This window comes from Pseudomonas koreensis (assembly GCF_012986595.1).
Lineage (GTDB): Bacteria > Pseudomonadota > Gammaproteobacteria > Pseudomonadales > Pseudomonadaceae > Aquipseudomonas > Aquipseudomonas koreensis.
Genome location: NZ_JAAQYM010000001.1, coordinates 30,998 through 57,276 on the forward strand (window position 1 = coordinate 30,998; position 26,279 = coordinate 57,276).

General features: G+C 60.6%; 27 protein-coding genes, 1 pseudogene and 1 riboswitch. Of the genes and pseudogenes, 8 read left to right on the forward strand and 20 right to left on the reverse strand.

What is annotated here, in order from left to right:
- Nucleotides 1–95 precede the first annotated feature (95 nt).
- From HBN98_RS00170 to cobO, 6 genes are read right to left on the reverse strand one after another with little or no spacing between them, the layout of a single operon-like run.
- A complete protein-coding gene (locus HBN98_RS00170; RefSeq protein WP_083366560.1) occupies nt 96–1,547 on the reverse strand; it encodes a cobyric acid synthase in 1,452 nt (483 codons plus the stop codon).
- The gene (gene cobD / locus HBN98_RS00175) at nt 1,544–2,536 is read right to left on the reverse strand and encodes a threonine-phosphate decarboxylase CobD (RefSeq protein WP_064586654.1); all 993 of its coding nucleotides are present in this window, start codon (nt 2,534–2,536) and stop codon (nt 1,544–1,546) included. Before cobD ends, HBN98_RS00170 begins: the two co-directional genes overlap by 4 nt.
- Nucleotides 2,529–3,437, reverse strand: coding sequence for an adenosylcobinamide-phosphate synthase CbiB (gene cbiB / locus HBN98_RS00180; protein WP_064586653.1), 909 nt, complete (start codon nt 3,435–3,437; stop codon nt 2,529–2,531). Before cbiB ends, cobD begins: the two co-directional genes overlap by 8 nt.
- Complete coding sequence (gene bluB / locus HBN98_RS00185) at nt 3,434–4,084, reverse strand: 5,6-dimethylbenzimidazole synthase (RefSeq protein ID WP_083366561.1); 651 nt, start codon at nt 4,082–4,084, stop codon at nt 3,434–3,436. The genes cbiB and bluB overlap by 4 nt, the downstream gene beginning before the upstream one ends.
- Nucleotides 4,081–5,481, reverse strand: coding sequence for a cobyrinic acid a,c-diamide synthase CobB (locus HBN98_RS00190; protein ID WP_083366562.1), 1,401 nt, complete (start codon nt 5,479–5,481; stop codon nt 4,081–4,083). Before HBN98_RS00190 ends, bluB begins: the two co-directional genes overlap by 4 nt.
- A complete protein-coding gene (gene cobO, locus HBN98_RS00195; protein WP_003223053.1) occupies nt 5,478–6,089 on the reverse strand; it encodes a cob(I)yrinic acid a,c-diamide adenosyltransferase in 612 nt (203 codons plus the stop codon). The genes HBN98_RS00190 and cobO overlap by 4 nt, the downstream gene beginning before the upstream one ends.
- Before the next feature lie 81 nt (nt 6,090–6,170).
- A riboswitch (cobalamin riboswitch) is annotated at nt 6,171–6,401 on the reverse strand.
- A 164-nt stretch (nt 6,402–6,565) separates the two neighbouring features.
- Here cobO and HBN98_RS00200 point away from each other — a divergent pair.
- Nucleotides 6,566–7,150, forward strand: a complete 585-nt coding sequence (locus HBN98_RS00200) for a hypothetical protein (protein ID WP_083366563.1) — start codon at nt 6,566–6,568, stop codon at nt 7,148–7,150.
- A gap of 66 nt (nt 7,151–7,216) precedes the next feature.
- Nucleotides 7,217–8,530, forward strand: a complete 1,314-nt coding sequence (locus HBN98_RS00205) for a PQQ-dependent sugar dehydrogenase (RefSeq protein WP_064586649.1) — start codon at nt 7,217–7,219, stop codon at nt 8,528–8,530.
- A 133-nt stretch (nt 8,531–8,663) separates the two neighbouring features.
- Here the strand turns inward: HBN98_RS00205 and HBN98_RS00210 are convergent, their stop codons facing one another.
- The 5 genes from HBN98_RS00210 to HBN98_RS00230 all read right to left on the reverse strand — a co-directional run bounded on the left by HBN98_RS00210 (nt 8,664) and on the right by HBN98_RS00230 (nt 13,354).
- A complete protein-coding gene (locus HBN98_RS00210; RefSeq protein ID WP_083366564.1) occupies nt 8,664–9,200 on the reverse strand; it encodes a C40 family peptidase in 537 nt (178 codons plus the stop codon).
- A gap of 219 nt (nt 9,201–9,419) precedes the next feature.
- On the reverse strand, nt 9,420–10,037 hold the full coding sequence (locus tag HBN98_RS00215; protein WP_003223044.1) for a C40 family peptidase: 618 nt from the start codon (nt 10,035–10,037) through the stop codon (nt 9,420–9,422).
- Nucleotides 10,038–10,263: 226 nt separating this feature from the next.
- A complete protein-coding gene (hda, locus tag HBN98_RS00220) occupies nt 10,264–10,968 on the reverse strand; it encodes a DnaA regulatory inactivator Hda (protein ID WP_003223042.1) in 705 nt (234 codons plus the stop codon).
- A gap of 219 nt (nt 10,969–11,187) precedes the next feature.
- The gene (locus HBN98_RS00225) at nt 11,188–12,261 is read right to left on the reverse strand and encodes an AI-2E family transporter (RefSeq protein WP_064586647.1); all 1,074 of its coding nucleotides are present in this window, start codon (nt 12,259–12,261) and stop codon (nt 11,188–11,190) included.
- Nucleotides 12,262–12,295: 34 nt separating this feature from the next.
- On the reverse strand, nt 12,296–13,354 hold the full coding sequence (locus HBN98_RS00230; protein ID WP_064586646.1) for a DUF2066 domain-containing protein: 1,059 nt from the start codon (nt 13,352–13,354) through the stop codon (nt 12,296–12,298).
- A gap of 374 nt (nt 13,355–13,728) precedes the next feature.
- On the opposite strand from HBN98_RS00230, the gene purM reads away from it, so the two are divergent.
- The 3 genes from purM to HBN98_RS00245 are packed head-to-tail and all read left to right on the forward strand — an operon-like array spanning nt 13,729 to nt 16,159.
- The gene (gene purM, locus HBN98_RS00235) at nt 13,729–14,787 is read left to right on the forward strand and encodes a phosphoribosylformylglycinamidine cyclo-ligase (RefSeq protein WP_064586645.1); all 1,059 of its coding nucleotides are present in this window, start codon (nt 13,729–13,731) and stop codon (nt 14,785–14,787) included.
- Nucleotides 14,787–15,437, forward strand: coding sequence for a phosphoribosylglycinamide formyltransferase (gene purN / locus HBN98_RS00240; RefSeq protein WP_083366565.1), 651 nt, complete (start codon nt 14,787–14,789; stop codon nt 15,435–15,437). The genes purM and purN overlap by 1 nt, the downstream gene beginning before the upstream one ends.
- Nucleotides 15,438–15,445: 8 nt before the next feature.
- The gene (locus HBN98_RS00245; protein ID WP_064586643.1) at nt 15,446–16,159 is read left to right on the forward strand and encodes a DUF3108 domain-containing protein; all 714 of its coding nucleotides are present in this window, start codon (nt 15,446–15,448) and stop codon (nt 16,157–16,159) included.
- Nucleotides 16,160–16,356: 197 nt separating this feature from the next.
- On the opposite strand, the gene HBN98_RS28145 is transcribed toward HBN98_RS00245, so the two are convergent.
- From HBN98_RS28145 to HBN98_RS00255, 3 genes and pseudogenes are all read right to left on the reverse strand, one after another.
- Nucleotides 16,357–17,220, reverse strand: coding sequence for a methyl-accepting chemotaxis protein (locus HBN98_RS28145; RefSeq protein ID WP_414860580.1), 864 nt, complete (start codon nt 17,218–17,220; stop codon nt 16,357–16,359).
- Nucleotides 17,212–17,982: pseudogene (locus HBN98_RS28150) on the reverse strand (MCP four helix bundle domain-containing protein); the annotation flags it as partial. The pseudogene HBN98_RS28150 and the gene HBN98_RS28145, both read right to left, overlap by 9 nt.
- A gap of 130 nt (nt 17,983–18,112) precedes the next feature.
- On the reverse strand, nt 18,113–19,168 hold the full coding sequence (locus HBN98_RS00255) for an amidohydrolase family protein (protein WP_083366567.1): 1,056 nt from the start codon (nt 19,166–19,168) through the stop codon (nt 18,113–18,115).
- Nucleotides 19,169–19,296: 128 nt separating this feature from the next.
- Between HBN98_RS00255 and HBN98_RS00260 the strand changes: the two genes are divergently transcribed.
- The gene (locus HBN98_RS00260) at nt 19,297–19,713 is read left to right on the forward strand and encodes an OsmC family protein (protein ID WP_083366568.1); all 417 of its coding nucleotides are present in this window, start codon (nt 19,297–19,299) and stop codon (nt 19,711–19,713) included.
- A 61-nt stretch (nt 19,714–19,774) separates the two neighbouring features.
- A complete protein-coding gene (locus tag HBN98_RS00265; protein WP_083366569.1) occupies nt 19,775–20,638 on the forward strand; it encodes a pirin family protein in 864 nt (287 codons plus the stop codon).
- 158 nt (nt 20,639–20,796) lie between these two features.
- Here HBN98_RS00265 and HBN98_RS00270 read toward each other — a convergent pair whose 3' ends face one another.
- The 4 genes from HBN98_RS00270 to HBN98_RS00285 all read right to left on the reverse strand — a co-directional run bounded on the left by HBN98_RS00270 (nt 20,797) and on the right by HBN98_RS00285 (nt 24,504).
- Complete coding sequence (locus HBN98_RS00270; protein ID WP_083366570.1) at nt 20,797–21,525, reverse strand: dienelactone hydrolase family protein; 729 nt, start codon at nt 21,523–21,525, stop codon at nt 20,797–20,799.
- Nucleotides 21,526–21,592: 67 nt separating this feature from the next.
- A complete protein-coding gene (gene htpG / locus HBN98_RS00275; RefSeq protein ID WP_083369358.1) occupies nt 21,593–23,497 on the reverse strand; it encodes a molecular chaperone HtpG in 1,905 nt (634 codons plus the stop codon).
- Nucleotides 23,498–23,578: 81 nt separating this feature from the next.
- The gene (locus tag HBN98_RS00280; protein ID WP_064586638.1) at nt 23,579–24,031 is read right to left on the reverse strand and encodes a PaaI family thioesterase; all 453 of its coding nucleotides are present in this window, start codon (nt 24,029–24,031) and stop codon (nt 23,579–23,581) included.
- Nucleotides 24,028–24,504 (reverse strand): PaaI family thioesterase, encoded by a 477-nt coding sequence (locus HBN98_RS00285; protein ID WP_064586637.1) that lies wholly within the window; start codon nt 24,502–24,504, stop codon nt 24,028–24,030. The genes HBN98_RS00280 and HBN98_RS00285 overlap by 4 nt, the downstream gene beginning before the upstream one ends.
- 158 nt (nt 24,505–24,662) lie before the next feature.
- On the opposite strand from HBN98_RS00285, the gene HBN98_RS00290 reads away from it, so the two are divergent.
- A complete protein-coding gene (locus tag HBN98_RS00290; RefSeq protein WP_064586636.1) occupies nt 24,663–24,899 on the forward strand; it encodes a hypothetical protein in 237 nt (78 codons plus the stop codon).
- An 88-nt stretch (nt 24,900–24,987) separates the two neighbouring features.
- Here the strand turns inward: HBN98_RS00290 and HBN98_RS00295 are convergent, their stop codons facing one another.
- Both HBN98_RS00295 and HBN98_RS00300 read right to left on the reverse strand, forming a co-directional pair.
- The gene (locus tag HBN98_RS00295; protein ID WP_064586635.1) at nt 24,988–25,389 is read right to left on the reverse strand and encodes an MAPEG family protein; all 402 of its coding nucleotides are present in this window, start codon (nt 25,387–25,389) and stop codon (nt 24,988–24,990) included.
- Nucleotides 25,389–26,126: a DUF599 domain-containing protein gene (locus HBN98_RS00300; RefSeq protein WP_064586634.1), complete on the reverse strand. Its 738-nt coding sequence runs from the start codon at nt 26,124–26,126 to the stop codon at nt 25,389–25,391. Before HBN98_RS00300 ends, HBN98_RS00295 begins: the two co-directional genes overlap by 1 nt.
- Between the last annotated feature and the right edge of the window lie 153 nt (nt 26,127–26,279).

Genomic DNA, 26,279 nt, shown 5'->3' on the forward strand with positions numbered 1-26,279 from the left:
GGTGTACCGACTTCAGCCATCGCGAGCAGGCTCACTCCTACAGGAGATCGCGAACAATCCACTGTAGGAGTGAGCCTGCTCGCGATGAATCCACCTCAAATCCCACAAAGCTGACGCAATAGCGCGGTATCCAGATGTTTCTCCACCAGGTCCGCCAGGCGCTCGATATCGCGCTCGCGCAAGCCGTGGTAATCCACTTCCTGCACATCACACAAACCGGCCCAACGCAGCAACGCGGCACTGGCCTGCGGCGCTTCGAACAAGCCGTGCAGATAGGTGCCGAACACCTGTCCGTCCAGACTCTGCGCACCGTCGCAACGACCGTCGTCCAGATGCACCGCCGCGTTCTCCAGCGCCGGCCCCACCGTCACGCCCGCATGGATTTCATAGCCACTGACCTCGGCCTGTTCCAGCGCCAGACGCCCGCGCACGTTGCGCAATTGCTTCTCGGCTTCCAGCGTCGTTTCGAATGCGAGCAAACCCAGACCGGCACTCGACCCCGGCGCGCCTTCCAGCCCCTGCGGGTCATGCACCTGCTCACCGAGCATCTGCAGGCCACCGCAGATCCCCAGCAGCTTGCCGCCATAGCGTAGGTGCCGATGGATCGCCGTGTCCCAGCCATTGGCGCGCAGATACGCCAGATCGCTGCGCACGCTTTTCGAGCCCGGCAGGATGATCAGATCGGCAGCGGGAATCGCCTGCCCCGGGCCGATGAATTGCAGGTCCACTTGCGGATGCAATCGCAGCGGATCGAAATCGGTGTGGTTGCTGATCCGCGGCAGCACCGGCACCACCACTTTCAGCACTTGCTCGGCCTTGTCGGTCTGGCGCTGGTCGATGCCGTCCTCGGCTTCCAGGTGCAGATCCATCACATACGGCAACACGCCGACTACCGGTTTGCCGGTGCGCTGTTCCAGCCAGTCGAGGCCCGGTTGCAGCAGGGCGATGTCACCGCGAAAACGGTTGATGATGAAACCCTTGACCCGCGCCTGCTCACTCGGCGACAGCAGCTCGAGGGTGCCGACCAGATGCGCAAACACTCCGCCACGATTGATGTCGGCAATCAGCAGCACCGGGCAATCCACCGCTTCGGCAAAGCCCATGTTGGCGATGTCGCCGGCACGCAGATTGATCTCGGCCGGCGAGCCTGCGCCCTCGACCATCACCAGCGGATACGCCGCGCTGAGCCGCTCGTGCGAAGCCAGCACCGCTTGCATGGCGATGGCTTTGTAGTCGTGATAAGCGACGGCGTTCATCGTGGTGACCGCCCGGCCATGGATGATGACTTGGGCGCCCGTGTCGCTGTTGGGTTTGAGCAGCACCGGATTCATGTCAGTGTGCGGCTCAAGATGCGCGGCTTGCGCCTGCACCGCTTGCGCGCGGCCGATCTCGCCGCCGTCGGCGGTCACCGCACTGTTGAGCGCCATGTTCTGCGGTTTGAACGGCACCACCGCCACACCCTGACGGGTGGCCCAGCGGCACAGCGCCGTCACCAGCGTGCTTTTACCGGCGTCGGAAGTGGTGCCCTGCACCATCAGGGTGGTCATTTCGATTCCTTGGCAAAGGCTTGCAGCGCCTGTTCGAGGCGCGCTTCTTCAGCCGCGTTGGCCGGCAGGCCGAAACGCAGACTGCTGTTGTGGATGAAGATGCGCAGGAGGATGCCGCGTCGAGCCATGAATTCGTGCAGCGCAGGCGCGTGCTCGGTGATCAGCCACTGGAACAGCGCGCAACCGCCCTGGGGTTTGAAACCGTAGCGCTCCAGCAGCCGCGCCAGACGTTCGCTGGCCTCTTCGCTGCGAATGCGTTGCCGGGTGTGCGCTTCGGTGTCTTGCAGGCAGGCTTGCCCGAGCACCCGCGTCGGCCCGCTGACCGCCCACGGCCCGACCTGTTCGGCGAGCAACCTGAGCAACTTGCGCTCGGCCAGCACAAAGCCCAACCGCACCCCGGCCAGACCGAAGAATTTACCGAACGAGCGCAACACGATCAGGCCGACTTGATGGGTATGCGACGCCAGACTCAGGTGCGGCGTGTTGTCCATGAACGCTTCATCGACCACCAGCCAGCCGCCCCGCTGGGCCAGCCGCGCGTGCCAGTCGAGCAGTCGCGCCGGGGTCAGGCTCAGGCCGGTCGGGTTGTTCGGATTGACCACCACCAGCACGTCGAGGCTGTCGAGAAAGAATTCGACTTCCTGCTCCAGCACTTCGCGCACGATGTAACCGCTGCGCCGCCAGGCTTCAGCGTGCTCGGCATAACACGGCGACAACACGCCGACCTTGCCGGCGCGGCGCAGACGCGGCAGCAACTGGATCGCCATCTGCGAACCGGCCACCGGCAGCACTTGGGCAGCGCCGTAGTAATCACACGCCGCCTGTTCCAGTCCGTCGTCGGTTTCCGGCAACCGCGCCCACGCGCGCAGGGGAATTTCCGGCACAGGAAACGGCCAAGGCGCGAGGCCGCTGGACAGGTCGAGCCAGTCCGCCTCGGCAATGCCGTAATCGAGTGCGGCCTTGCGCAGCCGGCCACCGTGCTCAAGCATAGAATTCAGCCCCCACGCAGAGAATCAGCAGCCATAACCATACCCCGCGCTGGACCAATTGCCAGCCGCGATCAATCGAATCGGCATCCGCCGGCGCACCTTCGCCCAGTTGCGGACGTTCATGCAGTTCGCCGTGATAGATCGCCGGCCCACCCAACTCGACATTCAACGCCCCGGCGCCTGCCGCCATCACTGGACCGGCGTTGGGGCTGTCCCATTTCGGCGCCTGCGTGCGCCAGCATTTCCAGGCGAGCCGGGTGTTGCCCAGCAGCGCGTAGGTCAGTGCCACCAGCCGCGCCGGAATGTAGTTGAGCACGTCGTCGATTTTTGCCGCGCACCAGCCGAAGCGCTCGAAGCGTTCGTTGCGATAGCCCCACATTGCGTCGAGCGTGTTGCTCAAGCGGTAGAGCACCACGCCCGGGGCACCGGCCACGACAAACCAGAACAACGCCGCGAACACCGCGTCACTGCCGTTTTCCAGCACCGATTCGGTAGCGGCACGGGCGACGGCGGTGCTGTCCAGTTCGCTGGTCTGACGGCTGACCAGATACCCGACGCGTTTGCGCGCCTCCTCCAGATCATCACCGCGCAGGGCTTTGGCCACGGGTTCGACGTGTTCGCCAAGACTGCGCATGCCGAGGGCGCAATACAGCGCGAGAATCTCGACGATCCAGCCCACGTACGGTGCCCAGGAAAACGCGGTGGCGAGCAGCGTCAGCGGCAGCACCGCGATCACCCAGGCGGTGACCCCGTGACTGCGCCAGCCGCGCCCGCCCGCATTGAAACGGCGCTCGATGCGCCCGGCAAAATTGCCGAACGCCACCAGCGGATGCCAGCGTTTCGGTTCACCCAGCAGCGCATCCAGCGCGACCGCGGCGACACTCAACAACGCCACACTCATTGACTCACTCCCCAATAATTTTCATACAGCAACTCATTGAGCGGACGCGCCTGCGCCCACCCTTCGAGCACCAGCATCGGCGCCGGATAGAATGCCTTGACCGGGCCCAGGCACAACACCGCCAGCGGCTTGGCTCCAGCCGGCAGTTGCAGCAGATCGGCCAGTGCCTGTGGTTCGAACAGCGAGACCCAGCCCATCCCCAGGCCTTCGGCACGCGACGCCAGCCACAGGTTCTGGATCGCGCAGGACAACGAGGCCATGTCCATTTCCGGCAGCGTACGACGGCCGAAAATGTGTTTTTCACGATCATCCATCAGCGCCGCGACCAACACTTCGGCGCAGTCGTTGATGCCTTCGACCTTGAGCTTCATGAACTCGTCGCTGCGCTCGCCGAGGGCAATGGCTGTGCGGATGCGTTCTTCTTCCACCAGATTCTGGATCTGCCCGCGCAGTGCGCGATCGCTGATACGGATGAAACGCCACGGCTGCATCAGGCCGACACTGGGTGCCTGATGCGCGGCTTCGAGCAGGCGACGCAACAGCTCCGGTTCGACCGTGCCACCGATGAAGTGGCGCATGTCGCGGCGTTCGGCGATGGCTTTGTAAACCGCTGCGCGTTCGGCTTCGGAAAATGCGTTGTCGGTCATGGCCTTTTCGCGAGCAGGCTCGCTCCCACAAGGGATCGCATTTCTTCAGTCACCACCGTTTCAACTGTGGGAGCGAGCCTGCTCGCGAAGGCGGCTTCGGAGTCAGGCGCAAACAGTGCTGCGACAGCCACAGGATTCGACGGAAAATAGAAGTGCACATAAGAGGCCGTCATCCGCCCTTCGCGATAAACCGCCTCGGCGCCACGCCCGCCATTCGGGCTCAGGCCCCGGGCAATCGGCGCCAGCTCGGTGGTGGTCAGGGAATGATGATAGGTGTGGCCGCGCAACGAGCCTTCCGGCAGATCCACCGCTTGCAGCGCCAGTGCCGCCAGACGCTTTTGCATCACCGCATCACCGCGCAGCAGTCCGACCAGTTCAGCGCGGGTGCCTTCGACATCGGTCAACGAGTCGAGCAGATAGAGCATGCCGCCACACTCGGCGAGCAACGGTTTACCGGCCGCGTGGTGCGCCCGGATCGCCTTGAGCATCGCGGTGTTTTGCGCCAGCGCGACATGGTGCAATTCCGGGTAACCACCGGGCAGATACAGACTGTCGGCCTCGGGCAACTGCGTATCGCGGATCGGCGAGAAGAAGCTCAACTCGGCGCCCATCGCGCGCAACAGATCGAGGCTGGCGCCGTAGGTGAAGGCAAAGGCTTCATCGCGAGCGACGGCAATGCGCACGCCGTCAAGCAACGGCTCGGCGCTGATCACTTCAGGCGCGGCGAATTCCACCGTCGGTGGCAGCGCTACCTCGCAACTGCTGGCCAGGGCTTCGGCCGCGGCGTCGAGACGCAGGTCCAGGTCATTGAGTTCACTGGCCTGCACCAGGCCGAGGTGCCGGCTCGGCAACTCGATCCCGGTTTCGCGGGACAGCGCGCCGTACCAGCGCAAGCCTTCGGTGAGGCTGCCTTCAAGCAATTGCGCGTGACGCAAGGTGCCGACGCGATTAGCCAGCACCCCGGCGAACGGCAGGTCCGGCTGATAGCGTGCCAGCCCCAGCGCCAGGGCGCCAAAGGTCTGGGCCATGGCCGTGCCGTCGATCACAGCCAGCACCGGCACACCAAAATGACGCGCCAGATCGGCGCTCGATGGCGTGCCGTCGAACAGGCCCATCACGCCTTCGATCAGGATCAGATCCGCTTCGGCAGCGGCTTCCCACAGCAGGCGCCGACTTTCCTGTTCGCCGACCATCCACATGTCCAGTTGATACACCGGCGCACCGCTGGCGCGCTCGAGAATCATCGGGTCGAGGAAGTCCGGGCCGCACTTGAAGACGCGCACCTTGCGCCCCTGATTGCGGTGCAAGCGAGCGAGTGCTGCGGTGACGGTGGTCTTGCCCTGACCGGAAGCCGGCGCGGCGATGAGGACCGCCGGGCAGTGACGTGGTGGATTCAAAGTTCGACGCCTTTCTGCGCTTTGATGCCCGCCTGGAAGGCGTGTTTGAGCATGCCCATTTCGGTCACGGTGTCGCCCATCTCGATCATTTCCGGCTTGGCCGCGCGACCGGTAACGATCACGTGCTGCATCGGTGGACGCGCCTGCAGATCGCTGAGCACCTGATCCAGATCGAGGTAGCCGTGCTTGAGGGCAATGTTCAGTTCATCCAGCACCACCAGGCCGATCGACGGATCGCGCAGCAGTTCGCGCGACACGGCCCACGCAGCTTCGGCGGCGGCGATGTCGCGCTGGCGGTCCTGGGTTTCCCAGGTGAAGCCCTCGCCCATCACGTGAAAGCGCACTTGCTCCGGGAAGCGGCGGAAAAACAATTCCTCGCCGGTGCTGTTGCGGCCCTTGATGAACTGCACCACGCCGCACTGCATGCCGTGGCCCATGGCGCGGGCAAGCATGCCGAACGCCGAGCTGCTTTTGCCTTTGCCGTTGCCGGTCAGCACCAGCACCAGGCCGCACTCGTCCGGCGAATTGGCGATGCGTTCGTCGATCACGGCTTTTTTGCGCTGCATACGCGCCAGATGGCGTTCGTCACGCTCGGGGGAATCGGTCATGGGGGAGCTCTCCGTTGAGGCTGGATAACGGCGGGCAGGCACAAGAATAGACGGCAAAAAGCCTGGCATCGCCCACCGTGATGCCGCTGGATGGATCAGGCCGGTCTCCGGGCTCATGAGCGGCGAATCGCCTGGCTGCGCGCCTTCCCGCTTCTGTCGAGGCAGTGGCTCAAGGCGCAGCTTTTACTCATTTACCGTTGCGGGGGCAGCGCCGGGATCGTGATCGTTCTTCGCTTGAAGACAACCCTCACCGGCTTCCCTGTTTCACTCTGTCGACACGCGTCACAGAGCACCTGAAACAAGCGGCGAAGGTTAGAGGGTTGGGGGTGGAGCGTCAATTAAAGAGGGGGCCGTCGGGCGAATAACTGCCGTCGATCAATTATCTGACGCCAATCTTGTGCCACGCTGTTACAAATGATATCAAAGAGCCATGCTTTTGATTGAAAAAGCACCTCACAACAATAAGGATGATGACGATGCAAGGCATGATCATCAGCAACCCGCGCCTGGAATTCCTGCGCCCGGTGCTAGAACGCTGGTTTGACTGTATCGACCGCTACAACGCCGTGCGCGGCGACAATGACACGCCGTACTGGCATGACGAGAAAGCCAATCTCGGATTGCTCTCCGCAGCGGCCTGGATGGCCGAACTGGTCACCCTCTGCGACACCGCCACCCGCAAGCAGAACGAGGACGGCGAGCGCAATGCCCGCGCCGATCTGTTCCTCGCCGGCACCGAGGACCGCGCCTACATTCAGGCCACCCAGCGCTGGCCGCGGGTCAACAATCTCAACCTGACCCAGGCCCTGCTGGAGATCACCAGCGACGCCAAACGTATCAGCTTTGCCAGCGACCTCAAGCTCGGCTGCCTGTTCGTCGCGCCGCAAAAAGCCCAGCACAGCGCCAGCCCCGAAGAACTGCAGGACATGGTCGACGACTTGCAAAAGGAACACACCTGCGCCGTCGCCTGGTATTTCCCCTACGCCTACCGCAAGTTGCGCAGCGAAGCGGGCAACTATCACCCGGGCATCGCCGTGCTGTTCAAAGAGGCCCGTGACTGAGCGGTTGAACCATCGGGTGCGCAGGCTCCTCTATGATTAAGCATGCATTCATAGGGAAGATCAGTAATGCGCAAAACCCAACTCGCTCTTGTCATCGCTCTGGCCGGAGGGCTCGCCGCCTGCGGTGAATCCTCCAGCCTGCAAGTTTCCGACGGCACCGGCCCGTCGCCGAAACTGCCCGAACCGAACAAAACCCTGATTCCGACAGTGAACATCGCCCCGGCGGTCGGCTGGCCTGCGGGCGGCAAACCGACTGCGGCGGCGGGCACGCAAGTGGCCGCGTTTGCCGAAGGCCTCGACCATCCACGCTGGCTCTACGTGCTGCCCAACGGCGATGTGCTGGTGGCAGAAACCAACGCTCCGCCCAAACCTGATGACAGCAGCGGTATTCGTGGCTGGGTGATGAAGAAGGTCATGGGCAAGGCCGGTGCTGGCGTGCCGAGCCCGAATCGCATCACCCTGCTGCGCGATGCCGATCACGACGGCGTGGCCGAGACCCGCACGGTGTTTCTGCAGAACCTCAATTCGCCGTTTGGCATGACCCTGGTCGGCAATGATTTGTATGTGGCTGACACCGATCGCCTGCTGCGCTTCCACTACGAACCCGGTGCGACCGAGATCAAGTCGCAGCCGATCAAGGTCACCGACCTGCCGGGCGGTACGCTGAACCATCACTGGACCAAGAACGTCATCGCCAGCAAGGACGGAAGCAAGCTGTACGTCACCGTCGGCTCGAACAGCAACGTTGGCGAAAACGGTCTGGATAAAGAGGAAGGTCGCGCGGCGATCTGGGAAGTGGATCGCGCCACCGGCAATCACCGGATCTTCGCCTCGGGCATCCGCAACCCCAACGGCCTCGCGTGGGAACCCACCACGGGCGCGCTGTGGACGGCGGTCAACGAGCGTGACGAGATCGGCAGCGACCTGGTGCCGGACTACATCACCTCAGTCAAGGACGGCGGCTTCTATGGCTGGCCCTTCAGCTACTACGGCCAGCACGTGGACGTGCGCGTGAAGCCGCAAAACCTCGATCTGGTGGCCAAGGCCATCGCACCGGATTATGCCGTCGGCCCGCATACCGCTTCGCTGGGCTTGACCTTCGCCGAAGGCAACAGCCTGCCGGCGCAGTTCAAAGAAGGCGCGTTCATCGGCCAGCACGGCTCATGGAACCGCAAACCGCACAGTGGCTATAAAGTGATTTTCGTGCCGTTCGCCGCAGGCAAGCCGAACGGGGCGCCGGTGGATGTACTGACCGGCTTCCTCGACAAGGACGAAAACGCACTGGGCCGCCCGGTGGGCGTGGTGATCGACCAGCAAGGTGGCTTGCTGGTGGCCGATGATGTGGGGAACAAGGTGTGGCGAGTCTCGGCCACGAAGTAATGTTGGATGTGACCTGAAACAACTGTGGGAGCGAGCCTGCTCGCGAATGCGGAGTGTCAGCCTCCATTGAGTTGACTGATACACCGCTTTCGCGAGCAGGCTCGCTCCCACATTAGGATTGCTGCGATTTTTACTACGGGTTATGCGCCAGATGCTCCGGCTGCAACACCCGCTTGGCACTCAGATAAGCCTTCTGCCAATACGCCTTCGACAGGCTGTCCAGCTTCACCGTGCCGCCGGTTGCCGGCGCATGCACGAAGCGCCCTTCTCCAACGTAGATCCCGGCATGACTGACCTGCGAGCCGCCATTGGTGGCGAAGAAAATCAGGTCGCCGGTCTGCAAACCTTCCTTGCCGACATTCGGCGCCTGCATCACGATCATCTCGCGCGTCGAGCGCGGCAAGCTGATACCGGCCGCATCGCGGTAGACGAAACCGATCAGGCCACTGCAATCAAACCCGGAGTCTGGCGTGTTGCCGCCCCAGCGATAAGGCGTACCGACCAGGCCGAGCGCGCGAAACAGCACGTCTTCAGCGGCGGGCGAGAACGACTGGGAAGGTCCGAACACCACCGGAGCGCGTACGACGGGCGCAGGCGGCGGAGTGCGGCTGGCGCAGGCGCTGAGCAGCGCTGCGAAGAAGATCACTGTGAGGCGGGCCGACATCGTCATAAGCAGAACATCCTGATCTGGCTGCGGCTTTCTCTGCCGGATGGACAGAAACAAAACCGCCTGCGGAGCACGCAGGCGGTTTGCCATCAATATAGATACAGGATTCTAGCGGCTATACGACAAACTTCAAGTAAGACTTTAACTTCACCTTGTAAAGTCTAGGTCTACTCCGGTGCCGCGGGCCGTTTTTGTCGCCACGGACATGGCGACAACGGGGAATTACTTGCGAGCGGTGACCACGGTCGGTGCCATCGCGAGGGCGCGCTTGGCTTCGATGAAGGTCTTGCTCCAGTAGCTGTCACCCAGGCTGTCGATGCGAACACCGCCGCTGCGACGACTGCTGGAGTGAATGAACTGGTTGTCACCCAGGTAGATCCCGGCGTGGCTTACACGACCGCGACGACCGTTGGTGGCGAAGAACAGCAGATCGCCCGGCTCAAGATTGCTGCGTGAGACCAGAGGGGCATCCACGTTGATCATTTCGCGGGTAGAGCGCGGCAGGTTCATGCCAGCTTCTTCGCGGAACAGGTAGCCGATGAAACCGCTGCAGTCGAAACCGGCTTCAGAGGTACCGCCGAAACGGTAACGGGTACCGATCAGGGACATGCCGCGTTCGAGGATGCTGTCGGCCAGAACCGGAAGCTCGTAGGGCTTCTTGCCGTTGAAATCGGCGAGTTCTTTTTCGGTGGCCAGCTCTTCCTGGTAAATAACGGAAGACTGCGCCGTGGCGGAATTTTTAACCTGTTGAGGCTGCTCTTGGACTGGAGAATGAGCAGCGCAACCGAACAACAGGGTGACGAGTGCGAGAGGCACGAGGGGTGCGAAGCGATTTAGCATGGGCACGACCGTGGCTGAAGTTGTAAAGAAGCCGAGACTATGCCCGCTATCGGCCTCATTTGCAAATTCAATCGATCTTTTTGTGACTTCCCGGTTTCTCGTTTACATCTAAGCGCTTAAGCCCATTTGAATCGATACGCGGTCTGCACACAGTGCGGAAAAGCGGATTTTCTGGCGCCTGAAATATGTCGAAACCGTCCGAAAGCCCCGAATTTAAAGGGCTGTACTACCAACCAAGGGTTTCTTTCAGGAACGGAATTGTCAGCTTGCGTTGTGCCTGCAGCGAGGCCTGATCCAGCTGTTCGAGCAGGTCGAACAATGCACTCATGCTGCGGGTGCCCCGGGTCAAAATAAAATGCCCGACTTCATCGGTCAGGTGCAGACCTCGACGCGAAGCGCGCAATTGCAGCGCGCGCAATTTGTCTTCATCGGAAAGCGGTCGCATCTGGAATATCAGCGCCAGGGTCAGGCGCGATTTGAGGTCGGCCAGTTTGACCGGCAGCTCACGAGGCGAGGTAGAGGCGGCAATCAGCAAGCGCCGACCGCTGTCACGCAGACGGTTGAACAGGTGAAACATTGCCTCTTCCCAATCCGCCTTGCCGGCAATCACCTGCAGGTCATCGAGGCAGACCAGTTCGTACTGTTCAAGGTTGTCGAGAATTTCGATACCGCGATCCATCAACTCGGCCAGCGGCAGGTACACCGCCGGTTCACCCATCTGCTCGAAGCGCAGGCATGCGGCCTGCAACAGATGCGTACGCCCTACCCCGTGCTTGCCCCACAGGTAAATCAGGCTTTCGGTCCAGCCGGCGTCGGCTTCGCATAGGCGCTCGACATAGCCGAGTGCAGCGGCATTGGCGCCTGGGTAGTAGTTGATGAAGGTGGCGTCGTCACGCAGACGCACACCTAGGGGCAGCTGAATCGGTTTCATGCTGACTGAACAGTTCTCAAGGAACCGTTAGTGGCCTCTGTGTAAAGTTTGCGAAGTTTATACCCGTGAAGCTGAGCGCACAATGCGACAGACCCCAAGCAAAATCAAAGGTTTGCGTTAACACGCTGGTTTTATGACAGTTTCTCTGACGCGGCGCTGAGCAAATCCGCCGCAAAACACGGGCCAACCCGGCGCAATGCTGGGCCGCCCGCGAAGACGTTACAGTTCGGGCTCATCCGTCCCGCTGTAGATATCGGAGTCTTTATACAAATCATGGACGTGACGCACCAGCACCATGATCACCGCTGCCACCGGCAGCGCCAGCAGCACACCGGTAAACCCGAACAGCTCGCCACCGGCCAGAATCGCAAAGATCACCGCCACCGGGTGCAGACCGATCCGGTCGCCCACCAGCAGTGGCGTCAGCACCATGCCCTCCAGGGCCTGGCCCACCATGAATACCGCGACAATCCCGATCATCGGGTACAGATCGCCACCGAACTGGAACAATCCGGCAATCAGCGCCGCGCCAATCCCGATCACGAAGCCCATGTACGGCACGATCGCCGCCAGACCCGCGATCAGACCGATCAACAGCCCCAGTTCCAGACCGACAATCATCAAGCCCGCCGCATAGATCACGCCCAGCGCGAGCATGACCAGCAATTGCCCGCGTACGAACGCACCCAGCACCTCATGGCACTCACCGGCCAGCGAGACGATGGTTTCTTCACGATCGCGCGGCAACAGGCTGCGGATCTTGGCCATCATCACGTCCCAGTCGCGCAGCAGGTAGAAGCTCACAACCGGAATCAGCACCAGATTCGCCAGCCAGCCAATCAGCGCCAGGCTGGAAGCCGTGGCTTGACTGAGCACCACACCGACGATGTCAGTGGTCTGGCCCATGTGCTCGCTGATCGCGGCCTTGACCTTGTCGAACTTCCAGAAGCCGTCCGACAGCCCCAGCTTCGACTGTGCCCACGGCAGCGCCGTATGTTGCAACCAGTCGAGCATCTGTGGCGCGAGCTCGTACAAGCGCAGCAACTGTTTGGCGAGCATCGGCACCAGCACCAGCATCAATGTGGTGACGATCAACGTGAACAAGGCAAACACCGCGATCACGCCCCAGGTACGGGACAGGCCCAGACGCTCCAGGCGATCCACCAGCGGATCGAACAGATACGCCAGCAGCAGCGCCACCAGAAATGGCGTGAGAATCGGATGCAGCAACCAGACGAACGCGCACAGCAGGACTACCCCGCCAAGCCAGAACCAACGCCGCGTATCAGCCATGTACCACTCCTACTGCTTCTATATAAAGAAAGACTTACCAGCGAAACCGCAACGACGGTGCCACCGGGGTCGGAACCGGCGCTGCAACAGGCACAGCCCCTGCGACGGCGGGCTGTGGCGCTGCGACGGGGGTCGGCGCTTCGGCCGGCAACTCCTGCAACTTCGCCAGCGACAATTGCGCACGCAACTGATCGGCACTGCCGTTGACCCGATACACGATACGATCGCCATCGACACTTTGCAGACGCACACCGAACGGTTCGAGTAACCGCAGCAGTGCGGCGTAATGCTCCAGATTCATGCCCTGCACTTCGAGGGTCTGTTGACCCGAAGCGCCAGGTTTGGCGACAAATCGCGGCGCCAGACGCTCGGCCACCGCCAGCATCACCGCATCGGCCACAGCAGCCTGATCGGCGCCCTGCACGCTGCCGGCCTCTTTCTGGTCGCCCAGCCACAGATGCCATTTGGCCTGCCACTGCCCGCCCTCTTCGTGCGCATGCACCGCGAGCAAGGCATCCGCGCCGTAACGCTCCGAGGCACCGCGCAATGGCGCTGGATCAGTGCCATCCAGCACCGGCGCGGTAGCCACCAGTTGTTCACTCAGGTCCGCCAGCGGCAAGCGCAATGGCAGGCCACGATGCTGGGCCGCTGCACGCAACGGTGCAGCGGCAGACTGACCGTCGCCGACCAGACTCGAGCCTTCAGTCGAATCGTTCAGCCACCAGCTCAGAATCGACGGCCGACTTGCGCCCCACAATGACAACCCTGCCCGACGCAGCGCCTGCTCGGTGGTGGCCGGATCGAAATCGACCTTCAGCACTTCCGGCGGCCCGGCATCGAAGCCGAATTGGCTGATGATCTGTTGCGGATCCTTGCGAATCGCCGCCAGCCCCGGATTCTGCGGGGCCTTCGGGTCACCGGTCAGTCGCAGCACCAAGGTATCCAGCGCCGCCTGAGTGGCGCGATCACGCTCTTCCGGTGCCTGGCTGCTGACCGGCTGACGTACTTGATAGAGACCCTTGAGGTTTTCGGCATGACTCGCCAGGCTGACCACAGACAAACAACCCACAACCAACAATTTACAAAAACGCATGGAAAATTCCCGTCGACAGGAGCGGCTGGAACAGGCCGCGTGAACCGGTTAAGCAAGGCTGTGACAATCTGCCATCGCAAAACATTCACACGCTAGCGGTAAGTTTTTGCACAGTGATAACGATAGACGGTTAATCGGCACACCTTATACAGGCAGCCACCGGGCACAATTGCAAAAAATTTCAGTCGATTATGCCTCTGCCCGTCGGCGCGAGGATGGCCGCTGCCCCTCAAGCCTGATAAAATCGCGCGCCTTCGCAGACCGGCAACAGCCGGGCACCCCGAAATTCGCGTGAGGCCATCGCCCTCTCGATTTCGATGTTCCCGCTGAACTCGGTCGTTACCCCTGAATCCCCTCCCCTAAAGGCCTGGATCATGAGCAAGCAACCCTCCCTGAGCTACAAGGACGCCGGTGTAGACATCGACGCCGGTGAAGCATTGGTCGAACGCATCAAGAGCGTCGCCAAGCGCACTGCGCGCCCGGAAGTCATGGGCGGCCTGGGCGGTTTCGGCGCCCTCTGCGAAATCCCGGCCGGCTACAAGCAGCCTGTGCTGGTTTCCGGCACCGACGGCGTCGGCACCAAGCTGCGCCTGGCGTTGAACCTGAACAAGCACGACAGCATCGGTATCGACCTGGTTGCGATGTGCGTCAACGACCTGGTGGTTTGCGGCGCTGAGCCACTGTTCTTCCTCGACTACTACGCCACCGGCAAACTCAACGTCGACACCGCTGCCCAGGTTGTAACCGGCATCGGCGCCGGCTGCGAACTGTCGGGTTGCTCGCTGGTCGGCGGCGAAACCGCGGAAATGCCAGGCATGTACGAAGGCGAAGACTACGACCTGGCCGGTTTCTGCGTCGGCGTGGTGGAAAAGGCTGAAATCATCGACGGCTCGAAAGTCGCCACCGGTGACGCGCTGATCGCCCTGCCATCGTCCGGCCCGCACTCCAACGGCTACTCGCTGATCCGCAAGATCATCGAAGTGTCCGGCGCCGACATCGAGAATACCCAGCTCGACGGCAAACCGCTGACCGACCTGCTGATGGCCCCGACCCGTATCTACGTGAAGCCGCTGCTCAAGCTGATCAAAGACACCGGCGCCGTCAAAGCCATGGCCCACATCACCGGTGGTGGCCTGCTGGACAACATCCCGCGCGTGCTGCCCAAAGGCGCTCAGGCCGTGGTTGACGTGGCCAGCTGGACTCGCCCGGCCGTCTTCGACTGGCTGCAAGAGAAAGGCAACGTTGACGAGACCGAGATGCACCGCGTGCTGAACTGCGGCGTGGGCATGGTGATCTGCGTGGCTCAGGAGCACGTTGAAGTAGCCCTGAACACCCTGCGCGACGCCGGCGAGCAGCCTTGGGTCATCGGCCAGATCGCTGCCGCTGCCGAAGGCGCTGCTCAGGTTGATCTGCAGAACCTTAAGGCTCATTAATGTCCGCAACCTGTGATGTCGTGGTGCTGTTGTCCGGCACCGGCAGTAACTTGCAGGCTCTGATCGACAGCACGCGGACCGGCGACAGCCCGGTCCGCATCGCTGCGGTGATTTCCAACCGCGCCGACGCCTACGGCCTGCAACGCGCCAGTGACGCGGGTATCGCCACCCGCTCGCTGGATCACAAGGCCTTCGAAGGTCGCGAGGCCTTCGATGCAGCCCTGATCGAACTGATCGACGAATTCAAACCGAAACTGGTAGTGCTGGCCGGCTTCATGCGCATTCTCAGCGCTGATTTCGTGCGTCACTACCAGGGTCGACTGCTCAATATCCACCCGTCGCTGCTGCCCAAATACAAAGGGTTACACACTCATCAGCGCGCGCTGGAGGCCGGCGACGCCGAGCACGGCTGCTCCGTGCACTTCGTCACCGAGGAACTCGATGGTGGACCACTGGTCGTACAGGCAGTAATACCGGTAGAGTTGCACGACACGCCGCACAGTCTGGCGCAGCGAGTTCATGTTCAGGAACACCTGATCTACCCGATGGCTGTACGCTGGTTTGCCGAAGGCCGACTGGCACTCGGTGAACAAGGTGCTTTACTGGACGGCCAGCTACTCGCGGCCAGCGGCCACTTGATTCGACACTAGGAGATTTTATGCGTCGCGCCCTGCTCTTCGCTTGCGCCTTGCTCGCCCTGCCCTTCGCGCAGGCGGCAGACCTTCAACCGTTCTCCGCCAGCTACACCGCCGACTGGAAGCAGTTGCCCATGAGCGGCACCGCCGAACGCAGCCTGACCAAGCAAGCCAACGGCGTCTGGAAACTCAGCTTCAAGGCATCGATGATGATCGCCAGCCTGACTGAAGAAAGCACCCTGACCCTGGACAAGGACACGCTGCTGCCACAGTCCTACCATTTCGAACGCGGTGGTCTGGGCAAGGCGAAAAAGGCTGATCTGGACTTCGACTGGAACAGCAAGATGGTCACCGGCACGGATCGCGGCGATCCGGTCAAGGTTCCGCTGAACCGCGGCATGGTCGACAAGTCCACTTACCAGCTGGCCCTGCAGCATGACGTGGCCGCCGGCAAAAAGACCATGAGCTACCAGGTGGTCGATGATGGTGAAGTCGACACTTATGACTTCCGCGTACTGGGCTCCGAGAAGGTCGAAACCAAGGCCGGCCAGATCGACGCGATCAAAGTCGAGCGCGTGCGCGACCCGACACAAAGCAAGCGCATCACTGTCCTGTGGTTCGCCAAGGACTGGGATTACCTGCTGGTCCGCCTGCAACAGGTTGAAACCGACGGCAAGGAGTACAACATCATGCTCCAGGACGGCACGGTCAACGGCAAAACCGTTAAAGGCAGCTGATCCGCCGCTAAAACGAAAAGCCCCGCCAATGCGGGGCTTTTTTGTGCCTGCTTTCTCGTCCTGAGCCGGGTGCAAAACCTGTAGGAGTGAGCCTGCTCGCGATAGCCGACTGTCAAACAACACATGCATTGAATGTCAGACAGCAATCGCGAGCAGGCTCGCTCCCACAGGGTTCAGCGCGGTCTTCAACGGTCAGATCAGACCGAAAACTTCGCCACCATATTGTTCAAATCCACCGCCAGTCGCGACAGTTCCTGACTCGCCGCACTGGTCTGATTCGCCCCCGCCGAAGTCTGCATCGCCAGATCGCGGATATTCATCAGGTTGCGATCCACCTCCCTTGCCACCGCCGCCTGCTCCTCCGAGGCGCTGGCGATCACCAGGTTGCGCTCGTTGATCAAGGTGAACGCCGAGGCGATTTCCTCCAGCGCCACGCCCGCCGCCTTCGCCAACTCCAGGGTCGAATGCGCACGGATGTTGCTCTGCTGCATCGAACTCACTGCCGAATCGGTGCCCTGCTGAATCCCGCCGATCATCTGTTCGATTTCCTGGGTCGACTGCTGGGTGCGATGCGCCAGCGCCCGTACCTCATCGGCCACCACCGCAAACCCTCGTCCGGCATCCCCCGCCCGCGCCGCCTCGATCGCCGCGTTCAATGCCAGCAGATTGGTCTGCTCGGCGATCGAACGGATCACGTCCAGCACTTTGCTGATGCCGTGAACCTTCTGCGCGAGATCTTCCACCTGCGCGGCGTTCGACGTGACGTCATCGGCCAGGAATTCGATTGAAGTCACGGTCTGCTTGACCTGCTCGCGGCCGTGCTGGGCGATGCGGTCAGACTCGCGCGACGCCTCGGACGTCGCCACCGCATTGCTCGCCACCTCCTCCACGGCAGCGGTCATTTGATTCACCGCTGTGGCTGCTTGCTCGATCTCCAGGCTCTGCTGATGCAGCCCGCGCGTGGCGTCTTCCGTGACGCAACTCAGCTCCTCCGAGGCCGACGCCAATTGGCTGGACGATTCGGAAATCTGGCGGATGGTGTCGCGCAGGTTGTGCTGCATGCTTTTCAGCGCCTGTAACAGCCGTGCCGGTTCGTCCTTGCCGGAGATGTTGATGTCGCCGGTCAGATCGCCGCCCGCCACCACCTCCGCCACACCCAGCGACTGCGCCAGCGGCAGGACGATGCTGCGGGTCAGCAGCAGCGCCAGGCCGATGGTGATCAGCGCGGTGATGCCGATCATCACCGCGACCCACACCCGCGAATTGATGAACACCAACCGCGCCGCTTCGGTGGCAAGGTTGGCGTTGTGCTTGTTCAGCTCGACCAGGTCGCGCAAGGTGACGGCGATTTCATCCGCCAAAGGGCTCATCTGGCCGTTAAGAATCGCCGCAGCCTCCTCGACCCGATTCTGCGCGGACAACGCCATGACCTGCGCCTGAAATTCCAGATACTTGTGTTCGGCGACCTTGAAGCGATCGAACAGGTTTCGCTCCTCGGGCAACACGATCAGCACGTCGTAGCGTTGCTGGGCTTCGCTCAACACGCCGCGCAGCTCGTTGAGCTTGGTGACATTCTGCTCCAGCGCCTGTGGATCGCGATTGAGCAGCAGGCGCATGGTCAGCGCGCGCAGGCGCAACATGTCCTGACTCATTTCGCCGACCGCCATCACGCTGGGCAGCCAGTTTTTATCGACCTCATCGGACTGCGCGCGCATGTTCGACATCTGCAGCAGGGCGAATGCCCCGAGTGCGAAAACCATCAGTGCCAAAACGCCAAACCCCAGACTGGCACGCGGTGCGATATTCAGACTACGGATACTCATTGCTCTGGTTCCTTCCAAAAGCGCTGCATCAACCCTGCAGCTGGCTGCTTTAGAAGGTATCGGCCCGGCGAAAATTTGCGTAAGACCAAAACGTGATATCAAAAGGCCTTGATACTTCGAACCTTTGGCATTAACGATTCAGCGCGGTTTTCTTGGACTTTGCTGCTGTTCGCGGCAATATCGCCAGGAAGTTGTCCCGGGCGACTTTACGCGCCACCTCTTCGGGCAGTGCATCAAGGAATGGCGTGAAGCTATGCATTTCCTGACCGAGTTTGTTGAATCGGCCTACAACATCCGAACCGATCATGAAGCGCTCCGGGTATTTCTCCACCAACGCCAGCCAGTCCGCGCGCGGCTTGCCCTGTTCGTCCAACAGATAGGGCGTGAGCATGCTCCACGACAAATCAATGAACAGATTCGGATAAGCCTCAAGCAACCGGCTGACGGTGGGCAGAAGAAATTTCAGCTGCGTCTGGTGCCGATGAATCTCCGCACTGGTGCCGGCATGCGCCCAGATGAAGCGGGTGTGCGGGTGATTACGCAGCGGTTCTTCGACTTCCTTCAGGTAAAGAGGATTTTTCTCACGCTTGGAAGTGATGTTGGAATGCAGCATCACCGGCAGATCGTTTTCCGCCGCCAGGTGATAGATGCGTGTCATCGCCTCGTTGTTGGCCCTCGGAGTGTCGCCGGCGGTCAGCGCCGTCAGGTCATCATGGCGGGTAAACACTTCGCCTATGCCCTGCCACAACCCCGGATACAGATCGAGCAGACGCTGGATATGCGCTGCGGAGTTCTTGTCGTTGGGGTTGAACCCGGACAGAAACGGGTGAAAGTGCTGACGCTGTTCCGCGGTCAGTTTTTGCACCGCATCGGCGACGATCATGTCGGTGGCGCTATACCAGTAGGCGTCGGCGTCGTCACCGGCGTAATAACGCGGGCGCTTGGGTTCGTCCTCGTGCCATTTCTTCGCCACGGGAATCCCGGAAATCATCACATGGTCGATGGAATTGTCTTGCATGGCCGTGAGCAATTTCGCCATGCCGGCGGTTTCCTGGAAGAAATCCACGTAGTGCAGGTGCGCATCGCTGTAGGTGTATTCCCTGGCACTGGCCGTACCGGCAAATGCCAGCAGGCAGGCAAGACTCAAACGAAACAAGGACACAAGTAATCTCCGGCAGGTAGGCATAGCCTAGACCCTGAGCCGACAGCAAGGGTTCATCCTGCAGGAAAGTGGAACGCGTGCTTGTGGGAATGCTCTATAACTGCAGGGTCTTTTTTGATCGCACGACTTTTCCTACTGCCAGTGAGGTTGCCATGACTGTTACCGTCAACACCGTCTCCGCCGAAGGGTTTCGTCACACCGTAAAGATCGATGACCACGAATTGTTTGCCGACGTGCCGAAGTCTGCCGGCGGCGAAGGCACCGCCCCGGAGCCGCACGATTACTTCGACGCCGCCCTCGGTGCCTGCAAAGCCCTGACCCTGAAGATGTACGCCAAGAAAAAAGACATCCCGCTGACCGGCGTGGGTGTCGAGGTCAAACGCGACAACAGTGAAGAACAGAAAGGCAAATACGCGTTACACGTCACCCTCACGCTCAAAGGCGTGCTGACGGACGCGCAACGCGAAGAACTGCTGCGGGTTGCCGATCGCTGCCCGATCCACAAACTGATGACCACCACCGACGTCAGCATCGAAACCCACGCCCCACAAGGCTTCGACAGCCAGTAATCCCCCACTTGCCAGCGGCGGGTTATGCTTCTGGCATCACCCGCTCAGCCTGGAATGCACCATGGACACGCCACCCCTGATCATCCGCCCGCGCGCCGAAGACGTCGAAGGCCAGCCGATCCTGCGCCCGCTGCCATCAGCCAAATGCCGCAGCGTCGGGCCTTTCGTGTTTTTCGACCACATGCTCGAGACGGTTTATCCGACGGGCAAAGGCATGAATATCCGACAGCATCCGCACATTGGTCTGTCGACCCTGACTTATCTCTTCGAAGGGCAGCTCCAGCACAAGGACAGCCTTGGTTCCGATCAGGTGGTCAGCGCTGGTGATGTCAGCTGGATGACGGCGGGCAGCGCCATTGCACACGTCGAGCGAACCCCCGAGCCACTGTGGGAGCAAAGCTTCACGATGCACGGCTTACAGATCTGGCTGGCTTCGCCCAAGGATCACGAGCAAGGCCCGGGGCATTACAGCCATCACCCGGCGGCGACGCTGCCGGTCAGCGATAACCTTGGCGTGCAGATCCGCATGATTGCCGGATCAGGCTTTTGCCTGGAATCACCGGTGCCGGTGCTTTCTCCTACGCTATACGCCGAAGTGAAGATGCAGACGGCGACCACATTGCTGATCCCGACCGAGCACGCGGAACGCGCAGTTTATGTGCTGAGTGGGGATGCGCAGCTGAATGGCGAGCCCCTCGAACCCCATGCGCTGGCGGTGTTGCCGGGCGGAGAAGAGATGAGCCTGTTTGCCGAAAGTGATGTGCACGCGGTGGTGTTTGGCGGCGCGGCGCTGGACGGGCCACGGCGGATCAACTGGAATTTTGTCGCGAGCGATCCGGCGGCAATCGATGAGGCGCGGCGCAAATGGGCGGCCGGGGATTGGCCGACAGTACCGGGGGAAGTTGAGCGGATTGAATTGCCTTAGTTCTGTGTCGCCTGTGAGTCAGTCATCGCTGGCAAGCCAGCTGCCACAGGTTTTCGCGTCGAATAGATATTCTGCAAACGACTCGAAAACTGTGGGAGCTGGCTTGCCAGCGATGGGGCCCTGTCAGGCATCACAAAAGTGAGTGCCTGCCACCAGAATCAACCCTTGAACACTTCATCCAGCAAGTCATGCATCGACTTGAACGCGCGCTTGGCGGTCTTCGCGTCGTACATCATCTTGCCCGGCACATTGGCATGCGGATCGGTGAACGAGTGCACCGCACCGCCGTAGCTGAGCAACTGCCAATCGACATTCGCCGCGTTCATCTCATCTTCAAACGCCGGCAATTGCTCTTTCGGCACCAGTGGATCGGCAGCGCCGTGCAGCACCAGCACCGAGCCCTTGATGTTCTTCGCGTCCGCCGGGTTCGGCGAATCCAGCGTGCCGTGGAACGACACCGCCGCTTTGACCGCCGCCCCGGTACGGGCCAGATCCAGTGCACAGCAACCGCCGAAGCAGAAACCGAACACCGCCAGTTTCGACGTATCGACCGCCGCCTCGCCCTGCTGTTGCAGTTGCTCGAACGCCGCCTGCATGCGCTTGCGCAGCAAAGCACGATCATTTTTCAGCGGCATCATCGCCGCGCCAGCCTGATCAGCGTTCTGCGGACGCACTGCCTGACCGTACACGTCGGCAATCAACACCACGTAGCCCTTGGCCGCAACCGACTTGGCGATCTCCTCCGCCCCGGCGCTGACGCCCATCCAGTTCGGCGCCATCAACAGGCCCGGGCGTGCGCCCTTGTGCTCGGCGTCGAAGGCCAGACGACCTTCAAAAGGCTGACCATCGAGCTGATAGACCACAGAACATACAGTGACTTGGCTCATTTCTGACTCCTGAATGTTAAACACCAGAATGAAAAAACCCGCCGAAGCGGGTTTTTCTACAACGTGATTAAGCTGACAGTTCAACCAGCAGCTTGTTCAGACGGGTCACATAAGCGGCCGGGTCTTTCAAGCTTTCGCCAGCCGCCAGGGCAGCCTGATCGAAGAGGATGTGCGACAGGTCGCCAAAACGCCCTTCGTTCTGCTCGCCGTCGAGTTTCTCGATCAGCGGGTGGCTTGGGTTGAATTCGAAGATCGGCTTCGAATCCGGCACTTTCTGCCCGCTGGCTTCGAGGATCTGGCGCATTTGCAGGCCGAGGTCCTGTTCGCCGATGGCCAGAATGGCTGGCGAGTCGGTCAGACGGTGGGAGACGCGAACCTCGGCAACGGAATCGCCCAGCGCAGTTTTCAGACGCTCGACCAGACCTTCTTTGGACTTGGCGACTTCTTCTGCGGCCTTCTTGTCCTCTTCCGAGTCCAGGTTGCCCAGATCGAGATCACCGCGCGCCACGTCGACAAAGGTCTTGCCGTCGAATTCGCTGAGGTAGCTCATCAGCCACTCGTCGATGCGGTCGGTCAGCAGCAGCACTTCGATGCCTTTCTTGCGGAAGACTTCCAGGTGCGGGCTGTTCTTGACCTGCGCGTAGGTTTCACCGGTGAGGTAGTAGATCTTGTCCTGACCTTCCTTGGCGCGGGCCAGGTAGTCAGCCAGACCGACAATTTGCTCGCCGTCGTCACCGTTGGTCGATGCAAAGCGCAGCAGACCGGCAATTTTTTCCTTGTTGGCGAAATCTTCTGCCGGGCCTTCTTTCATGACCTGGCCGAAGTTTTTCCAGAAGCCCTTGTATTGCTCAGGCTCGTTCTTCGCCAGTTTTTCCAGCATGTCCAGCACGCGCTTGGTCAGCGCGGTTTTCATCGAGTCGATGATCGGGTCTTTCTGCAGGATTTCCCGCGACACGTTCAGCGACAGGTCGTTGGAATCGACCACGCCCTTGATGAAGCGCAGGTACAGCGGCAGGAACGACTCGGCCTGATCCATTACGAATACACGTTGCACGTACAGCTTCAGGCCTTTCGGCGCTTCACGCTGGTACAGGTCGAACGGTGCGCGAGCCGGCACGTACAGCAGCGAGCTGTACTCAAGCTTGCCTTCGACCTTGTTGTGGCTCCAGGCCAACGGGTTTTCAAAGTCGTGGGCAATGTGCTTGTAGAACTCCTGGTATTCCTCGTCCTTCACTTCAGTGCGCGGACGGGTCCACAAGGCGCTGGCGCGGTTGACGGTTTCCCATTCAACGGCAGGCTTCTCTTCGCCTTCGGCAGCGGCCACTTCTTTCGGCAGCTCGATCGGCAGCGCGATGTGGTCGGAGTACTTCTTGATGATGTTGCGCAGACGCCAGCCATCGGCGAACTCGTCTTCACCGGATTTCAGGTGCAGGACGATGCGGGTACCGCGCTCTGGCTTGTCGATAGTGGCAACTTCGAACTCGCCCTCGCCTTTCGACGACCAGTGCACGCCTTCGCTGGCAGCAGTGCCGGCGCGACGGCTGTACACGTCAACTTTGTCCGCCACGATGAAGGCCGAGTAGAAGCCGACGCCGAACTGGCCGATCAGGTGCGAATCTTTCTTCTGATCGCCCGAGAGATTCTTCATGAAATCGGCGGTGCCCGATTTGGCGATGGTCCCCAGATGGGTGATCACATCGTCACGGTTCATGCCGATACCGTTGTCTTCGAGGGTGACGGTCTTGGCGTCCTTGTCGAAGCTCACCCGGATTTTCAGCTCGGCGCCACCTTCGAGCAACTCAGGCTTGGCCAGGGCTTCGAAGCGCAGCTTGTCGACAGCGTCAGAGGCGTTCGAGATCAATTCGCGAAGGAAAATTTCCTTGTTGGAATACAGCGAATGGATCATGAGGTGCAGCAGCTGCTTTACCTCGGTCTGGAAGCCCAGGGTTTCCTTTTGAGTTTCCACACTCATGGTCATCAAACTCCAATCAGATGGCAGTGGCCGCGACCCAGAAGGTCGGCGGCGGGTTGTTCACTGAGTTGGGGGCAGCGTTCAGGATTTCAAGGGCTCATCGATTTTGAAATGCGCGCGGGCGGTGGCAATCGGTTCGCTCTCGGTGCTTTGCCAGGCCGTGATAGCGACGTTGGCCACGCGCCGGCCCTGGCGACAGACCTGACACTTGGCCCAGGTGTCGCGAAACTGCCCGGCGCGCAGGTAATCCAGAGAGAAGTCGATGATCTTCGGCACCCCGGGCGCCCCGGTGAAGATCAGCAGATGCAACGCGGCCGCCAGCTCCATGAACCCGGCGATCACCCCGCCGTGAATGGCCGGCAATAAAGGGTTACCAATGTTGTCCTTATTCGCCGGCAGCTTGAACAGCAATTCATCACCGACTCGCGAGCATTCGACGCCGATCAGCCCGGCGTAGGGAATCATCCCCAGCAGCGGTGCGTAATCGCCTTGGGCGTGGGCCAGCAGCAATTGTTGCTTCCAGTCATCGCTCATGAGCGCTCTCCTTTGATCGTGCCGCCGAACCCGTGAGTGCCCTTCAGCCCCTTGCCCATGCGCATGAATGTGCCGACGACATGGGCGATCGGTTGCTGCGGGTCATCCTGATAGGCAAAGCCGCGGGCGAAGATCACGTCGGTGGTGACCCGGTAACACTGGGCAAAGCCGTAGACAGCCTTGTTGGGTTCGGCGGCGTGCATATAGTCGATGCGCAGATCCAGGGTCGGGCAGACTTCGAATTCCGGCAGCACGCACAACGTGGACATGCCGCACGCAGTGTCCATCAGCGAAGTGATGGCGCCGCCATGGATGACCCCGGTCTGCGGGTTGCCGACGATTTGCGCGCTGTACGGCAGCTTCACCGTCAGCCCTTCGCTGCTGGCGCTGTGCAGCGTCAAACCGAGCACCTGACAATGACGCAGAGCCGAAAGAAATCGTGTCGCGCGCTCAAAAACGGGGTTCTCAGCCATTTGATAATTACTCTCGTTAGAGCCTTGTGCCAGTAGTAGGAAATACGGCAAAAGTTCCACTAAAAAACAAACTTATATATCTGAACGAAATGAGGAACTTAACCTTTGGGGCTGTGCTCTTAAGGCCAGTAGTTAATTTCCATAAGGAGAAACACCCCATGCGTAAGACTTTAGCTATTGCCTTGATGTTGACCGCTTCCCTCGGTCTCGCTGCCTGCGATAAAAAATCCGAGGACAAAGCTCAAGATGCCAACAAACATGCTGAGCAAGCTCAGCAAGACATGAACAAAGCTCAGGATAAAGTGAACGACGCAGCAAAAGAAAACGCCGAAGCTGCCAAAGCTCAGGCTGAATCGAATCAAGCTGCTCAGGAAGAAGCTGCCAAGAAGCAATAATTGCGACTTGATGCAGAAAAAGAAAACCCGCCAAGTGCGGGTTTTCTTTTGCCTGTGATTTTTTGTCAGTGTTGGCTTCGAGGCTGTATTAAAGCAGTACGGTTCTAAAAGTCGGACTAATCATCAACAACAAACTGCAAATCAGGCCGACCAGCCACATCAGGCTACGCGCGGACGGCTTATCGGCCAGATAGAGCCACAGGTAGAGAATTCGCGCAATCACGAAGATGATCGCCAGGGCATCAATCAACCATCCCTGAGTCTGCGTGGTGTGCGCCATCAGCACGCCGACCGCAAACAGGATGAACGCTTCAATGCTGTTCTGATGCGCCGCCAGTGCCCGCGCGCCATAACCAGTGAGTTGCGCCTGTTGCTGGCGCGGCAGGTGGTTGTTGTAACCGCCCTGCTCTTTCATGGCTTTGCCCACCGGCATACGCGCGATGTAAATCAACAATGCACTGATAAACACACACCAGAACGGAATACTCATCAAGCAGCCTCTTTATTGGATTCGGGCAACGACGCCTCTGTAGGGGTATAGACCATCACGTCAAGAACGTCGGAATGAAACTCGCGGCGATACAACACCAGCACGACCCCGGCACTCATCAACATGAACAGCCACGGACTGACAAACCACGCCAGCATGCTCATCCCGAAGTAATAAGAGCGCAGGCCGAAGTTGAACTGGTTGGCCGCCATCGAAATGACCCGCGCCGCCCGCAGCGCGAAGGCTTTGCGCTCCTGCTCGGAAACCTGACGCTCACCGATCATCGGCGCCGAGCCGACCAGCACCGCCGCAAAGTTGTACTGGCGCATGCACCAGCTGAACGTGAAGAAGGCATAGACAAACACCAGCGCCAGGCACAGCAACTTGATCTCCGACATGCCCTGCGACGCCTGCTGGACCATCGGAATGTCCGCCAACAACGACACGGCGCGCTCGGACGCACCCAGTACGGTGAGAATGCCGGCGAGGATGATCAGGGTGCTGGAGGCAAAGAACGAGGCGTTACGCTCCAGATTGCCGATCACACTGGCGTCGGCAATGCGGTTGTCGCGCAGCAGCATGCGACGCATCCAGTCTTCGCGGTACAGGTGCAACACGCTGGCCAGGCAAGCCGTGTCGCGGGCCTTCCACGACGCATAACGGGTGTAGCCGCCCCAGCAGATGACAAACCAGAGCGCGGCCAGCAGATGGATCAGGTTGGCTTGGATGAACGACATTCGTTTTCCTGTGAAGTGTGAATGCATTACATAAAATCTTTGCAGTGCTTCGACGCTGACTCAGAGAAAAAGACACTGCCAGACGCCCATAAAAAATGCCCCGTATCGATTGATACGGGGCATTTCTGTTTAAGCGCTGAAGACCCGCTTGTG

Excerpts from the sequence above, each read along its gene's own strand:
- HBN98_RS00260 (WP_083366568.1), top strand. The coding sequence starts at position 19,297 with ATGACTGTTACCGTCAACACCGTCTCCGCCGAAGGGTTTCGTCACACC.
- HBN98_RS00285 (WP_064586637.1), bottom strand. The coding sequence starts at position 24,504 with ATGGCTGAGAACCCCGTTTTTGAGCGCGCGACACGATTTCTTTCGGCT.
- HBN98_RS00230 (WP_064586646.1), bottom strand. The coding sequence starts at position 13,354 with ATGCGTTTTTGTAAATTGTTGGTTGTGGGTTGTTTGTCTGTGGTCAGC.
- cobD (WP_064586654.1), bottom strand. The coding sequence starts at position 2,536 with ATGCTTGAGCACGGTGGCCGGCTGCGCAAGGCCGCACTCGATTACGGC.
- htpG (WP_083369358.1), bottom strand. The coding sequence starts at position 23,497 with ATGAGTGTGGAAACTCAAAAGGAAACCCTGGGCTTCCAGACCGAGGTA.
- hda (WP_003223042.1), bottom strand. The coding sequence starts at position 10,968 with ATGAAACCGATTCAGCTGCCCCTAGGTGTGCGTCTGCGTGACGACGCC.
- HBN98_RS00290 (WP_064586636.1), top strand. The coding sequence starts at position 24,663 with ATGCGTAAGACTTTAGCTATTGCCTTGATGTTGACCGCTTCCCTCGGT.
- HBN98_RS00200 (WP_083366563.1), top strand. The coding sequence starts at position 6,566 with ATGCAAGGCATGATCATCAGCAACCCGCGCCTGGAATTCCTGCGCCCG.
- cobO (WP_003223053.1), bottom strand. The coding sequence starts at position 6,089 with ATGACCGATTCCCCCGAGCGTGACGAACGCCATCTGGCGCGTATGCAG.
- HBN98_RS00270 (WP_083366570.1), bottom strand. The coding sequence starts at position 21,525 with ATGAGCCAAGTCACTGTATGTTCTGTGGTCTATCAGCTCGATGGTCAG.
- HBN98_RS00255 (WP_083366567.1), bottom strand. The coding sequence starts at position 19,168 with ATGCCTACCTGCCGGAGATTACTTGTGTCCTTGTTTCGTTTGAGTCTT.
- cbiB (WP_064586653.1), bottom strand. The coding sequence starts at position 3,437 with ATGAGTGTGGCGTTGTTGAGTGTCGCCGCGGTCGCGCTGGATGCGCTG.
- purN (WP_083366565.1), top strand. The coding sequence starts at position 14,787 with ATGTCCGCAACCTGTGATGTCGTGGTGCTGTTGTCCGGCACCGGCAGT.
- HBN98_RS00215 (WP_003223044.1), bottom strand. The coding sequence starts at position 10,037 with ATGCTAAATCGCTTCGCACCCCTCGTGCCTCTCGCACTCGTCACCCTG.
- HBN98_RS00245 (WP_064586643.1), top strand. The coding sequence starts at position 15,446 with ATGCGTCGCGCCCTGCTCTTCGCTTGCGCCTTGCTCGCCCTGCCCTTC.
- HBN98_RS00170 (WP_083366560.1), bottom strand. The coding sequence starts at position 1,547 with ATGACCACCCTGATGGTGCAGGGCACCACTTCCGACGCCGGTAAAAGC.
- HBN98_RS00280 (WP_064586638.1), bottom strand. The coding sequence starts at position 24,031 with ATGAGCGATGACTGGAAGCAACAATTGCTGCTGGCCCACGCCCAAGGC.
- purM (WP_064586645.1), top strand. The coding sequence starts at position 13,729 with ATGAGCAAGCAACCCTCCCTGAGCTACAAGGACGCCGGTGTAGACATC.
- HBN98_RS00205 (WP_064586649.1), top strand. The coding sequence starts at position 7,217 with ATGCGCAAAACCCAACTCGCTCTTGTCATCGCTCTGGCCGGAGGGCTC.
- HBN98_RS28145 (WP_414860580.1), bottom strand. The coding sequence starts at position 17,220 with ATGCAGCACAACCTGCGCGACACCATCCGCCAGATTTCCGAATCGTCC.
- bluB (WP_083366561.1), bottom strand. The coding sequence starts at position 4,084 with ATGACCGACAACGCATTTTCCGAAGCCGAACGCGCAGCGGTTTACAAA.
- HBN98_RS00295 (WP_064586635.1), bottom strand. The coding sequence starts at position 25,389 with ATGAGTATTCCGTTCTGGTGTGTGTTTATCAGTGCATTGTTGATTTAC.
- HBN98_RS00225 (WP_064586647.1), bottom strand. The coding sequence starts at position 12,261 with ATGGCTGATACGCGGCGTTGGTTCTGGCTTGGCGGGGTAGTCCTGCTG.
- HBN98_RS00300 (WP_064586634.1), bottom strand. The coding sequence starts at position 26,126 with ATGTCGTTCATCCAAGCCAACCTGATCCATCTGCTGGCCGCGCTCTGG.
- HBN98_RS00265 (WP_083366569.1), top strand. The coding sequence starts at position 19,775 with ATGGACACGCCACCCCTGATCATCCGCCCGCGCGCCGAAGACGTCGAA.
- HBN98_RS00210 (WP_083366564.1), bottom strand. The coding sequence starts at position 9,200 with ATGACGATGTCGGCCCGCCTCACAGTGATCTTCTTCGCAGCGCTGCTC.